General features: G+C 69.0%; 14 protein-coding genes. 8 read left to right on the top strand and 6 right to left on the bottom strand.

From position 1 onward, the window contains the following. The first annotated feature begins 49 nt into the window (after positions 1-49). Positions 50-1,039, top strand: coding sequence for an alpha/beta hydrolase (locus PV396_RS04740; RefSeq protein WP_319200703.1), 990 nt, complete (start codon positions 50-52; stop codon positions 1,037-1,039). A 219-nt stretch (positions 1,040-1,258) separates the two neighbouring features. On the opposite strand, the gene PV396_RS04735 is transcribed toward PV396_RS04740, so the two are convergent. The 3 genes from PV396_RS04735 to PV396_RS04725 all read right to left on the bottom strand — a co-directional run bounded on the left by PV396_RS04735 (position 1,259) and on the right by PV396_RS04725 (position 3,942). Further along, a complete protein-coding gene (locus PV396_RS04735) occupies positions 1,259-1,879 on the bottom strand; it encodes a nuclear transport factor 2 family protein (RefSeq protein WP_319200701.1) in 621 nt (206 codons plus the stop codon). Between the two features lie 280 nt (positions 1,880-2,159). Continuing rightward, positions 2,160-3,095, bottom strand: a complete 936-nt coding sequence (locus PV396_RS04730; protein ID WP_319200699.1) for an ester cyclase — start codon at positions 3,093-3,095, stop codon at positions 2,160-2,162. A 64-nt stretch (positions 3,096-3,159) separates the two neighbouring features. Further along, positions 3,160-3,942: an MBL fold metallo-hydrolase gene (locus tag PV396_RS04725; RefSeq protein ID WP_319200697.1), complete on the bottom strand. Its 783-nt coding sequence runs from the start codon at positions 3,940-3,942 to the stop codon at positions 3,160-3,162. Positions 3,943-4,257: 315 nt separating this feature from the next. Between PV396_RS04725 and PV396_RS04720 the strand changes: the two genes are divergently transcribed. Then, positions 4,258-5,073: an AraC family transcriptional regulator gene (locus tag PV396_RS04720; protein ID WP_319202220.1), complete on the top strand. Its 816-nt coding sequence runs from the start codon at positions 4,258-4,260 to the stop codon at positions 5,071-5,073. 189 nt (positions 5,074-5,262) lie between these two features. Here PV396_RS04720 and PV396_RS04715 read toward each other — a convergent pair whose 3' ends face one another. Continuing rightward, positions 5,263-6,114 (bottom strand): MBL fold metallo-hydrolase, encoded by an 852-nt coding sequence (locus PV396_RS04715; RefSeq protein WP_319200695.1) that lies wholly within the window; start codon positions 6,112-6,114, stop codon positions 5,263-5,265. A gap of 96 nt (positions 6,115-6,210) precedes the next feature. On the opposite strand from PV396_RS04715, the gene PV396_RS04710 reads away from it, so the two are divergent. The 3 genes from PV396_RS04710 (at position 6,211) to PV396_RS04705 (ending at position 7,827) form a co-directional block, all read left to right on the top strand. Then, positions 6,211-6,936 (top strand): hypothetical protein, encoded by a 726-nt coding sequence (locus tag PV396_RS04710; protein WP_319200693.1) that lies wholly within the window; start codon positions 6,211-6,213, stop codon positions 6,934-6,936. Further along, entirely contained in the window at positions 6,822-7,226 is a 405-nt protein-coding gene (locus PV396_RS45000) for a helix-turn-helix domain-containing protein (protein WP_416071360.1), read from the top strand. The genes PV396_RS04710 and PV396_RS45000 overlap by 115 nt, the downstream gene beginning before the upstream one ends. A 166-nt stretch (positions 7,227-7,392) precedes the next feature. After that, a complete protein-coding gene (locus tag PV396_RS04705; RefSeq protein WP_319200691.1) occupies positions 7,393-7,827 on the top strand; it encodes a hypothetical protein in 435 nt (144 codons plus the stop codon). A 20-nt stretch (positions 7,828-7,847) separates the two neighbouring features. Here the strand turns inward: PV396_RS04705 and PV396_RS04700 are convergent, their stop codons facing one another. Then, on the bottom strand, positions 7,848-10,310 hold the full coding sequence (locus tag PV396_RS04700) for a SpoIIE family protein phosphatase (protein WP_319200689.1): 2,463 nt from the start codon (positions 10,308-10,310) through the stop codon (positions 7,848-7,850). A gap of 235 nt (positions 10,311-10,545) precedes the next feature. Between PV396_RS04700 and PV396_RS04695 the strand changes: the two genes are divergently transcribed. The 3 genes from PV396_RS04695 (at position 10,546) to PV396_RS04685 (ending at position 11,923) form a co-directional block, all read left to right on the top strand. Beyond that, positions 10,546-10,911, top strand: a complete 366-nt coding sequence (locus tag PV396_RS04695) for a hypothetical protein (protein ID WP_319200687.1) — start codon at positions 10,546-10,548, stop codon at positions 10,909-10,911. 25 nt (positions 10,912-10,936) lie between these two features. Beyond that, positions 10,937-11,167, top strand: coding sequence for a hypothetical protein (locus PV396_RS04690; protein WP_319200685.1), 231 nt, complete (start codon positions 10,937-10,939; stop codon positions 11,165-11,167). A gap of 402 nt (positions 11,168-11,569) precedes the next feature. Continuing rightward, positions 11,570-11,923, top strand: a complete 354-nt coding sequence (locus PV396_RS04685; RefSeq protein ID WP_416071336.1) for a hypothetical protein — start codon at positions 11,570-11,572, stop codon at positions 11,921-11,923. Positions 11,924-12,251: 328 nt separating this feature from the next. Here the strand turns inward: PV396_RS04685 and PV396_RS04680 are convergent, their stop codons facing one another. Beyond that, complete coding sequence (locus PV396_RS04680; protein ID WP_319200681.1) at positions 12,252-12,365, bottom strand: putative leader peptide; 114 nt, start codon at positions 12,363-12,365, stop codon at positions 12,252-12,254. Between the last annotated feature and the right edge of the window lie 241 nt (positions 12,366-12,606).

Here is a 12,606-nt window from a genome sequence, read left to right as displayed (position 1 = left end):
CTGCTTTCTTGCCTGTGACCTTCCTCGCGCACCCCGAACAGGAGTCTCCATGCCCATCGATCCCGCACTCGTGCCGTTCCTGCCCTTTCCCTCGTTGCCCGAGGACATCGACTTCCCCTCTTGGCGCGCCCAGGAAGAAGCGAATGGAGAAGCGCTCGTCAGTCAGATCGCCGAGCCCGGACCCGACGTCGCTGAACACCGCGTCGAGACCATCCCCGTCGAAGGAGGCACCATCGACCTGGCGATCTTCCGCCCCGCCTCGGACGGAGCACTCCCTCTGCACATGTACATACACGGCGGCGGATGGGTCGCCGGATCGGGCCTCAGCCTCAGTACCGCGATCATCGGGCGTGAACGCGCCGTGGGCGCGCAGTGTGTCGTGATCACCGTGAACTACCGCAAGGCACCCGAGCATCAGTTCCCCGTCCCGCTCCAGGACTGCCAGGCCGCGTTGGAATGGGCGATCCGGCATGCCGAGCAACTCGGTGTCGACACGAACACGATCACCCTCGGCGGAGGATCCGCCGGCGCCAACCTCGCCGCCGCTCTCACCCTGAAGCTGCGCGACGAACACGGCCCCGCCATCGCACTGCAACTCCTCGAAGTGCCCGCCCTCGACCTCACCGGCAGCCTCCCCTCACACTCCGACCCGGAGCTCGGCACGAAGTACGCGCTGCACCGACAGGACGTGGACCGCCTCATCCCCCTCTACCTCGGCGCAGACGGCGACCCCACGCACCCCTACGCCTCACCTCTGCTCGCCGACAGCCTCGCCGGCCTGCCACCGGCGTACATCATGTCCGCGGAGTTCGACATGCTCCGCGACGACGGCCAGGCGTACGCCGACAAGCTCAACGAAGCAGGAGTGCCCGCCCAGTTCTCCCTCCAGCACGGTCACATCCACCCCTCGCCCGCATTCACGAAAATCTTGCGCGCCGCACGAGCGTGGCGTGAGGAAGCACTCGAGGTCCTCCGTGCGGCGCACGCCGGCACCCTCCGCCTTCCACCGCACTCCGCGGCCGCCGGCGCAACCCGCTGACAGCCCACTGCGTACGGCCGGACAGCGGGGGCGACCAGCCTGCAGGTCGCCCATTACCTTGGACCAGGGCTGGCGCCCATCCAGTCGGCATCCGTATGCCCCCTTGACAGCCGGGCCCTCCAGATCAGCCGTTGCGAAGCTGCGCCGTCGTCGACGCTGATCTCGATGGTCTTTCCGGCGAACGCGGGTGTGCCCGCCTCATTTCTCGGGGTCCGGCGATCAGAACAGGCCGTTGTCGTGGGGCAGGGTGTCCGGGATGGCGGGGACGATGTCCCAGTGCTCGACGATCTTGCCATCGGCGACACGGAACAGGTCCCAGTAGGCGACCGGCCCATCGAACTCGCCCTCGCCGACCACCAGCACGAAGTTGCCCTCGGCGATCACCCGGTGAACTGTCCCGTAGACGACGTTCTTGCCCTGCTCGGCCCACGCCGCAACGGCGGCGCCGAGCCCGTCAAGCCCGTCAGCGATCTCCGGGTGGTGCTGGTCGTACTGCTCGGTGGAGATGAAGTCGGTCAACACGGAGAAGTCCCCACCCTTGAGGACCTTCTCGGCGAACTCGAGGACGAAGGCACGGTTGGCCTCTGTCCTGTCGAGATCGCTGGCCTCTGCCGGGCCGTCGACCTGCGAGCGGCCCGAGACGGTCTTGGTGATCTGAGGGGTGAGGCCGTCCCAGTGCTCGGCGAGCTTGCCGTCGGCGACGCGGAACAGGTCGAAGCTGCCCCGGCCAGAGGTGTTCTCGAGGGCTTCGCGTGGGCGGATGCGGCGGTTGACCAGCACGCCGAAGTCCTTGCGCAGGGCGGCCAAGGCGCGGATTGGAGCGCGGGCAGCTTCGGACACGCGGTGAAGCCGAACTCGTCCATGAAGGCCAGGAGCACGCCGATGGGAGGCGCCGCCAACGGGGCGGGCAGGCGCCGGTGCTCCCCATCAGGCCGCCGACTGCGGACGTACATCACCGACTTGGCGGACTGCTTCAGCCGTCGGCCCCCTGCGGTGACCCGTGTGTCATAGCGGCCGTGACCGGCGTGGCGAAAGCGGGATCCCACCCGCCCTGCGAGGAACCTACTGGCGCACAAAGGGGCGTCCTGTTTTCGTTGAACGCCCCTCAGGTTCAGAAGATTCAGAACATCGTGTTGTCGTTGGCGGAGGTGGCCGGCACGTCCTGAAGCACGTCCCAGTGCTCGACGATCTTCCCTCCCTGTACCCGGAACAGATCCACGACGGCCTGCCCGCGCTCTCCTGGCGCGTTCACGTAGTGACTGTGGACGGCGACCAGATCCCCCTCGGCGACAACACGCTTGCGGGAGACGGCCAGTTCCGGGAACGCCCGGAAGTACGCCCCGAGCCCGTCCCGCGCACCGGCCGCACCATCCGCGATGCCGGGATTGTGCTGGTGGTACCCGGCGCTCCAGTACGTGTCGAGCGCGGACAGATCCTTGTCGACGATGAGCCGGTCGAACGCCTTGGTGACGAGCTTTTTGTTGGAGTCGGTGAGCCCGCGTGGACCAGGTTGCCCGGTCTGCGGCCGACTGATGGTGGAGAACATGTCGTTGCCGTTGACACTGCTGCCGGGGACGTCCTGAAGCACGTCCCAATGCTCGGCGATCTTGCCGTCCTGGAACCGGAAAATGTCGAATACGGCCGAGCCTCGACTTCCCGGCGTCAGTACGAGGTTGGAGTGCACCACGACGAGGTCGTGCTCGGAGATGACCCGCTTGACGTCGTACTCGGTGTCGGGGAACTGCTGATGCAACCCGACAGCGAAGTTCTTCAACGCCTCGGGGCCATCGGACGCGAGGGGGTTGTGCTGGATGTAGTCGGCCCGCACGAACCTGTCCACGACCGCGGTGTCACCCCGCTCGAACGCCTCCTTGAGGACACGTACGGCAACGGCCTTCTGGTAGTCGAGCCGTGCGCCGCCGTCGACGTGCCCGATGGCGTGACCCGCGCTGACGGGCGGCGAGGCGAAGGCGGGTACGGTCGCGGCGCCCAGCAGGGCGGACGTGGCGACCGTGGCGAGGAAGGTGCGACGGGTGGCCATGCGCCGGCTGGACATGCGGGAAGTCACGATGTTCCCTCTCTTGGGACTTGGGCTCTTTGCTGGAAGGTCGGAGCGGACTTCAGTTCTTGGGGCCGAACATGTAGGCGTTGGCGACGTCGATGAGGGCTGCGCCCTGGTAGGCGGGGTAGCGCTCGGTGATGGCCTTCTTGTAGGCGTCGCCGTCGTCACCGAGCAGCTCCCGGCCGGCGTTGACGTAGTCGGTGAGCTCGGCCCAGACGGCGGGGGTGGTCGGCTCGCCGTGGCCGGGCAGGATGGTGTCGTACTCGGTCTCGGCCGCGAAGCGGTCGATGTTGGCCTGCCAGCCGTCGAAGTCCTTGTCCAGGAACCACAGGTGGGTGTGGTTGTAGACGACGTCCTGAGCGACCAGGACACCCTGCTCGGGCAGCTTGATCACGAGAGTGGTGTGGATCTCGCCGCCGGTGACCTTCTCGAACACGAGCGGGATGCCGTCGACGACCTCGGTGCCCGGGGTGATCTCCACGGTCGGAGTCATGTCGGCGAGCGGGATCTCGGCGCCGGTGGGCAGGTCCGTCTTGGCACCCATGGCGACGATCTCCGCGATGGTCTCCGGCAGGGCGTGCATGGGGACGCCGAAGCGGGCCGCGCCCTGGTAGTGGTCCGGATGCGCGTGGCTGACGACGAGGCGGTCGAGCGGCTTGCCCAGGCTCTGGGCGTAGGCGACGACCTCGTCGGCGTAGGCCAGGACGAACTGCGCGTCGACGGCGATGATCCGCGACGGCGTCTCGATCAGCTGGGTGGTGACGCCCAGGCCGTCCTCGGGCGAGACGTAGCTGTGGATGCGGACCTGGCCCTTGTCGATGACCGTGAGGGTGCCGTGCATGGCTGTGCTCCTGTCGAAGTGCGGATGAGCGGTGATGAGGGGACGCGGGATGGGGCGGATCGTCGATGGCCGGCTCACCAACGACCACCGGCCACCGGCCATCGGCCGCAACGGACACGGCCGGCTTTCCGCCCCACGGGCCCCCGCCCCTGGAACAACTCCATACTGGGGCGGAACCGGAGGTCCGGCGAGGTACGCTGCGGTCTCGTGATGGTCCACAGGCGACAAGCACGGCAGAAGCCCGATCGGCGGGAGACGGGACTGCCGAAGGTGGTTTTCCATCCGCCGGCCGGAACCCCGGCGGGCGTGGAGGTCATGACCCTGGCCGACTTCCGCGACCGCATCCGTGACTGGCCCTGGCACATCGCCACCCCGCACCGGCAGGACTTCCACGGCCTGATGCTGGTCACCGCCGGCACCTTGCGCCACCGCGTCGACTTCACCGGGTACGTACTGCCGCCCGGTTCCTGGCTGTGGATCCGGCCTGGCCAGGTGCACCAGTGGCAGAACCCTGAGCAGGCCGAGGCCATCCTGATCTTTTTCCAGGAGGACTTCGTCGCCCCCGAGACCGCGGAACTAGCCGGACTCGGCACCGGCGCCGCCGCGATGCCCTTGTACAGCCCCGATCCTTCGCAGGCCCCCGTACTGGCAGCTGCGGCCGAGCAACTGGCCGCGGAGTTCTCCCAGGCGGACCGCCAGCCACTGCCCGTGTACACCGCCCTGCTGCACCGCCTGCTCGACGTCGTACTCCTGCGCCTGGCCCACCTGGAGCAGCACGGCCAGGCCGCAGAACCCGTCCCCGAGCCCTTCCTGCGCTTTCGCGACGCTGTCGAGCGAGGCTTCTCCCGCACCCATCGCATCGACGACTACGCCCGCGAGCTCGGCTACTCCACCCGTACCCTCACCCGCGCCACCCAGACCGCGGCGGGCCTCAGCGCCAAGGACTATCTCGACCAGCGCCTCGCCCTGGAGGCCAAGCGACTCCTCGCCCACGGCACCGAACCCGCCTCCACCATCGCGGCCCACCTCGGCTTCACCAGCGCCACCCACTTCGGCAAGTTCTTCCAACGCCACACCGGCCGCACCCCCCTGGCCTTCCGCGCCTCCCAACGTGCGTCGCCGCCTGGGTAACCGCCCACGCCACCTGACTTCGTGAACGAGTTCGGCGAGGGCTGCCTTTGGGCGCCGGCCCGTTGGAGTCACGAGCAACGGATTCCATCCCCTTGGGCCAAAAGCCTGACCGGGCCGCCCGCGCCGGCTCGAAAGGGGGCGTCGAACCCGGTCGCAGCAGTTCGCCCTTCCAAGGCGGGTACTTCCGGCTCAGCCTCCGAACACCTCCGGCGGCACGCCCAGTTCCTTGGGTCCGACAAGCCCGAACGAGGGGCCTCGGGTGAGCCAGAGCACCATGGGCAGGGCACGGTCGGGGTGTCGGCGGCTCATTTCGCGGGCGATGTCGGCGACGGGTACCCGCGGCTTGGCCACCTCCCGGTAGTCCTCCAGCCAGGCGCGGGTGTCGTCGAACACCTCTGCCCCGCCCACCGCGCCATGGCCCGGGACCACGATCCGGTGTTCTCCCAGCGCCTGGACCTGATCCAGGGCGGTGAGCCATGACGCGGGGTTGTTGGTGTCCGCCATGTAGCAGTGCGAGTGGTGGTTGAGCAGGTCCCCGGCGATCACAGCTTGCGCGTCAGGCACGTGGAAGGCGGTCGCGTGGACCGTCTCGGCCACCGGGAGGTCCACGAAGACCACCGCGTGCCCCTCCAGGGAATAGCTGTCCCCAGTCAGCGGCTCGGGCACCGGCATCTCGTCCGGGATCTGGTCGCCGTAGGCTTCCTGCCAGTGCAGTCGCTTGGCCGGCCACTCCAGGATCCCGTCGATGACGCCCTGCCGGGCCAGGATCCGGGCGCCCGGGAAGGCGGAGGCGATCTCACCCATGCCGCCGTAGTGGTCCGGGTGCGCGTGCGTGATGAAGGCCGCCTTGAGCTGCTTACCGCTGTCACGGACGCGCTCGGCGAGTTCGCGTGCCTCGTCGATGACGAACTGCACGTCGATCAGGATCGCGTCGTGCTCGCCGCTGATGAGGACGCAGTTCGGCGACAGAGCCGCTTCGGAACCCGCGAACACATCGAAACGAAGCCCGTTCCGCTGCTCCGAGAAGATATTGGTGATCATGGGTCACTCCTCTCTGAACGGCCCTTTTCGTGCCACTCCATGCGTGGCATCCTCTGAGCCGTGCGGTAACGCTAAGGAAACCTGGGAATCCATGACATGACTGGGAGCGCGCCTTTTTCGGCACCACAGCGCAGCGACAACGCCGGTGCGGACGCCGAGCGGCGTTTCACCACGCTCGGCCTGGACCATGACCCGTGGGACTACTGGAGCGAGGTGACCCGCACGGCGTTCGTCGCCATGCGTGCGGCCGCACTGCCCGACACGGCTCCCGTCCCAGGTAAGCACGGCTTCGCTGCATCCGCTGTCGCCCAGGTGACGGGCGGGCTGCTGGTCAGCACCATGCGGGCGGATCCACATGAGGCCGCTCGTACGCCTGACCTCGTCAGGAGGGCGGCAGGAGAGGACTTCTTCCTGACGCTGCTCACCGAAGGGTCGGCCAGGCTCCGGCAAGGCGACCGAGCCGCCGAGATGGGTCCCGGGGACTTCGCTCTCGTGGACAGCGCCCATCCCTACGTGTTCCGCTTCGATCGCCCGTTCCGCTCGGTGGTCCTTCAGATACCCCGCACGATGCTCACCTCCCGCAGCGCCGTCGCCGAGCACGTCACCGCGGTACCATTCCGGACCGCGCGCGGCACGGGCGCCTTCGTCAGCCCCGTCCTGCGCGCCCTGGCCGAACAAGGTCGTGACCTTGGCGAGGCGACCACCGCATCCTTCATGAGGAACCTTCTCGATCTCCCGGGAAAGCGAGTGCGGCCGTTCACCGACGTGATCTTCGCCGGGCCAAAGCCCACCTCGCCGACCGGCTCCACGACCCCGGCCTGACGCTGCTGGCCGTCAGTCAGGACCTGGGCTTTTCACTGCGTTATCTGCATGAGCTGTTCCGCGAGGCCGACACCACACCGCGCGCATGGCTCTACGCCCTCAGGCTCGACCGCGCCCGCGCGATGCTGTCGGGGGCCGGATACGACGCTCAGAGCATCAGCAGCATCGCGCTGCGCGTCGGGTTCAAGGATGCTTCCCACTTCTCCCGGGCGTTCAAGTCCCGCTTCGGGACCAACCCCGCCACCTACCGCAGGACGCAGCGCACGTCGAAGGGCGATCGCGTCCGTTGACACGCCTGGCTGGGAGGTCCGAACGGTCGTCGGCAGCAGGCGCCCTCTCCGTCTGGAGGTGGCGCTGTGCCGTACGCCTCGAGATGGTGGCCGCAGAGCCGTCGTGGGAAGCCCTGGCTGCCCAGGTCGACCGCGCCTCCCATGCCGCTACGAGAAGGGCACCCCCATGAGCGGTTACAGCGAGCGCGAGCAGGAGGTCCTGGAGGGCCTGGACCTCCTGATCGTCCGTCTGGACAGGGAGCATGAGCAGGGGCTCAGTCTCCTCGACACACACGCTGTGCTGCGCGTCTGGTCGGGAACGCCGTACGACGCCCTCCACGACCTGGCCGTTCCCCTGGGGCTTGGAGCGGGCGGCCGGGTGGTCGCCGTCGGCCGCACGGTGGTCGTCGGCGACCACACCCGCTCCCATCGGATCACCCATGACTTCGACTCCCAGGTCGGCCGCGAGCGCGTACCTGGTCAGGCAGTCCGAGGACGCAATGGGCTGGACCGGTGCGTCAGGCGCGAGGACGTTCTGTCCGACATGCTCGAGGCCCCCAGCCGCGATCGCGGATCGAGGGATGGTGCGTCCGCTCGTCGACTGCTTCGCGTCCGGCGATGAGGAAGAAATGGCCGCGCGGGTCAGAAGGGGCCGGGCGGGGTCGGCTCGAAGGTCTGTTCCGCCCAGATGGTCTTGCCCTGAGTGCCCTGGCGGGTGCCCCAGCGCTGGGTCAGCTGGGCGACAAGGAGCAGGCCCCGGCCGCCCTCGTCGTAGGTGCGGGCGCGGCGGAGGTGGGGGGCCGTATTACTGCCGTCGGAGACCTCGCAGATGAGGCTTCTTTCGTGGATCAGGCGGAGTTGGATCGGAGGTTCCGCGTACCGGATGGCGTTGGTGACAAGTTCACTGACGACCAGTTCGGTGACGAAGGCGGCGTCGTCCAGCCCCCAGGCCTCGACCTGTGCCACCGCGTCCTTGCGGACCCGGGCGACGGCGGAAGGGTCGGCCGGGATCTCCCACGTGGCGACCTGGGAGGCGTCGAGTGCGTGGGAGCGGGCGAGGAGCAACGCGACGTCGTCGGCCGGGCGCTGGGGCAGGAGATCGGCGAGCACCGTGTCGCACAGGGCCTCCAGGGAGGGCGCCGGGCGGGTGAGCAGGTGGCAGAGCTGGTCGAGGCCGTCGTCGAAGTCGCGGTCCCGGGACTCGATCAGGCCGTCGGTGTAGAGGGCGAGCAGGCTGCCCTCCAGCAGCTCGATCTCGGCCGCCTCGAAGGGCAGGCCGCCCAGCCCCAGCGGGGGGCCGGCCGGGAGGTCGACGAGTTCGACGGTGCCGTCCGGTCGCACCACGGCCGGCAGCGGATGTCCGGCCCGGGCGAGTGAGCAGCGCCGGGAGATCGGGTCGTACACGGCATACAGGCAGGTCGCACCGACGTCGCCGCCGATCTCCGGGGACCGGCCGGCCGGCTGGGCGCTCTCCTGCTCGGTGGACAGACGGGCCACCAGGTCGTCGAGGTAGGTGAGCAATTCGTCGGGAGGCAGGTCGATGTCGGCGAGGGTACGTACGGCCGTACGCAGACGGCCCATGGTCGCGGAGGCGCGGATGCCGTGACCGACGACATCGCCGACGACCAGGGCCACCCGCGCCCCGGACAACGGAATCACGTCGAACCAGTCACCGCCCACGCCGGCGTGCCCGCCGGCCGGCAGGTAGCGGGAAGCGACCTCCACCGCCGCCTGCTCGGGCAGTAGCTGCGGCAGCAGGCTGCGCTGCAGCATCACCGCCGTGCCGCGTTCCCGGGTGTAGCGGAGGGCGTTGTCGATGCAGACGGCCGCCCTGGCCGCCAGTTCCTCGGCCAGCACCAGGTCGTCCTGCTGGAAGGCCTCGGGATGGTGGTAGCGGACGAGGACGGCGACGCCCAGTGTGGTTCCGCGTGCCGTCAGGGGCACGGTCATCACCGAATGGGCGCCGAGTCCGCAGAGGCGGGACATGCGGGCCGGGTCACGGGCGATCCACTCGGCAATCGCAGCGTCGGTCGTGCGGTGCACCGCGGGCCGCCCCGACCGCAGGCTCTCGACCGGTGCGGAGCCCTCCGGATACTCGCCCACATCGTCCAGGCCCAGGACCGCCTCCGGGATGCCCGGAGTCACGGACTGGTGGGCGACGCGCCGCAGCACGAGATGGCCGGCCGTCGGCACGCCACCCGGGGGCGGCTCGTGCAGGTCGTCCAGGGAGGTCAGCAGGTCGACGCCGACGAAGTCGGCGAGTTCCGGGACCACGACGTCCGCCAGCTCCTGCGCCGTGCGCATCACATCGAGGGTGGTGCCGATGCGGCGGCCGGCCTCGGCGATCAGCTGGAGCCGCTTGCGGGCCCAGTACTGCTCCGTGATGTCGCGCGCGGTGTGGCAGACGCCGCGCAGCTCGCCCGCCCGGTCCCGCAGCGGCGACAGAACGGTCGACCAGGCGTGCTCGCGCCTCTCACCGGGGGCGCGCACAAAGTGCTCCCGGTACTGCGGCTCGCCGGTCTCCAGCACCCGCACCAGGCCCTGTGCCAGCTGATCAGCGACCGGGCTGTCCCAGGTCTCGTCGAGGTGCAATCCACGCACGTCGTCCTCGGTGAGGCCCATGATCTGTTCCGTGCCCTCGTTGACCCGCCGCACCAGGAGACTGGTGTCGTACAGCGCCTGCGCACAGGACGGGAACTGGGCGAAGCTCCAGCTCACGAGGTCGTCGTCGGAAGGCCGGAGCTGCTGCCCGGTCAGGGCGGCGACCAGGAACCACTCGCGGGTACCGGTCTCCGGCGTCCTGTGGTGCGCAAGGACCCTGATCTCCAGCCACCGGCCGTCACGGTGCCGGACGGAGAGCTTGCCATGCCATCTCGGCAGCTCCGCGAGGGATCGCAGGTCCTGCGCCGGGATCGGCTCAGCCAGCAGATCGGCCGCTGATCGCCCCACGGTCTGAGCAGCCGAGTATCCCAGCAACTGCTCGGCCCCCGTGTTCCAGCCGGTCACGGTGCCATGCTCATCGACGGTGACGCGCGCCGTGAGCGCCTCGCCGTCCACCTCTGCGAGCGGCCTCGTCACCCGGTCAGCGGCGATGCGTTGGCCCATGATCGCTCATCTCGCTCTCACGGAGATCCACTGTCTGCGATCCGCTGCCCGCGCATACCTCGGGCAGCGGATCGTTGAATGTAAGCCATTATCCTCCTGTCCTGCGGCTCGGCCCAAGAGTGCCCAGCGAGACAGCGACGCGTAGCGAGGGGCCTGCGCTCGTCCCGTCCTGTCCAGCCCCTGCTGGGCCGCCAGGACCACTTGTACGGAATGCCGGACCCGCGACCCGGCGCGTGTGGAGCTGGTAGGTACGTCGCGCTCGCGGCGGAGGCACAGGTGCCCCGCAGGCGCTCACCGGCGCCATCCGGATCTGAAGAACGCCTTCCACGACCAGGCCCGCGTCCACGGCCGGACACCGGACAGCGAGAACCGGCTGCGCCAGCAGGTCCGCAAGCCCAATGAGCTGCGGGCCGCCGACACCGAAGAGATCACCCAGCCGCGGAGCGAGGTCGAAGCACTCGTCGGCGCCCTGCACCAGTCGATGACGGAGAACCGTCTGCCGCGCCGGCAGCTCGCCGATCACACACCGTCGTCCGCTCACTGCCCGCGCAGGCCAGGGTCAGGGACAGCGCCCGCCCCGATGCCACCCGACCTTCCGTGATGCCCTTCTTCCTCATAATTGCCTGATGGACTGTCCGAAGGGCGTGACCATGCCCCGTCTGCTGCCCTGGCCGACCCTCGAGGGCAAACCCCGCTACCTGCTGACGGACGACGGCAACAGCCGCCTCTGCGGTCTCGTCGGCGGCCTGGAGGCCGCCCAGCTCGCCGTCGGCACCAACGCGCTGGGTCTCGCCCGCAGGGTGCTGGCCGACCCCAGTCGCCGTACACCGAGGTCCGCTACCCCGGCATCCGCATAGCCGAGTGCGTCCTCGACGCGGGCGTCGTCTCGCACCGCACCGAGTGGTACGACGGCGACGGCCCGCTGCCCGCCGAGGCCATCGAGCGGATGAAGCGCGAGCTGGACCTCGGCTACTGGAACTTCTACGGCACCCTCTACGGCCCACCGCCGGTGATCGACACCTCCTACGGGATGATCAAGGACGCCTTCGGGCAGATCCCGGGCGCCAGGTTCCACACTCACGAGGAGCGCCCCGAAGCCGGCGACCGCGGCGCACACGCCCTCCATGACCGCCACAAGATCAACAACGACATCACCGGCCTTGACGAGCTCAAACTGCTGGACTGGATCCCCAACAGCGGCCGCCGCCTTCTCCCCAGTCTCCGCTCCCGACGGCGAGGACGCGCTCAAGCAGTTCAGGATGGTTCGCCGGCGCACCGACGAGTGGGGCACCGACTACGCGGCGCAGTTCATCATCGGCCTGCGGGAGATGCACCGCATCGGCCTCTTCCTCTACGACACCCACGACCCCAAATCCCGTCAGGAGACCCTCGACCTGATCAGGCTCCTGATCCGCGAGGCCGCCGCCGAGGGCTACGGCGAGTACCGCACGCACAACGCCCTGATGGACGACGTCATGTCCACCTACAACTGGGGCGACGGCGCCCTGCTGAAGTTCCACGAGCGCGTCAAGGACGCCCTCGACCCGCGCGGCGTGATCGCCCCCGGCAAGTCCGGCATCTGGCCCGAACGCTTCCGCGGGCAGAGCCACTGAACCGGCGCGGCGGACGGGTGCGTCGTGCCCGACGCGGCCGCGTCCGGTCCGGCCACAGCGGTCAGGGCGCCACCGCCGACGAGCCCGCCGAACAGCCGCCGGGAGATGCCCCGGACGTCGGCGGGCGGGACGGCCCCGGAAGACAAGGAGGAGGTATCGGGTATACGCGATGTATAGGACATGACTGTTCCTCGAGAACGTAGGTGGAGCGCGCGAGGGCAGGGGCCGACCCGTCAGTGCGCGCGGACGCGCATAGGTACGGAGGCGCGCGTGGCACGAAGTAGGAGGAGCCTGGGAAAGGCCAGAAAGACGGGAGAGATCTGCGGGATCAGCGACAGATGGCGCTGGACTCCCGGCACAGATCGACATGGCGCCGCTCCACCAGCGCGGAGGACGCGCACGGGTGATCAGCGGAAGCATTCATGATCAAGACCTTGCTCATGGGGCACTCCCGGTGTCAAGGGGCGTCCGCACCGTGAGCGAGAAGATGTCTGTGTCCATCGGTACAACGCACAGAGGTGCGAGCCTGGCCCTCTCCTCCCGAGGATCAGGCCCCGCCCGTCCCGGCAGCGGTGTCACTTCCCGGTTCTGGCACAGATCTTGGGGCGCCGTCGCGGAGCGTTACCTCGATGTTCGATCGTGAGGAGTCGAGTTCGCGTGAGATCGCGTACGCCGTGTCGTCC

The sequence above is a fragment of the Streptomyces sp. ME02-8801-2C genome (genome assembly GCF_033793965.1).
Classification (GTDB): Bacteria; Actinomycetota; Actinomycetes; order Streptomycetales; family Streptomycetaceae; genus Streptomyces.
This window is presented reverse-complemented; position numbering and strand designations above follow the sequence as displayed.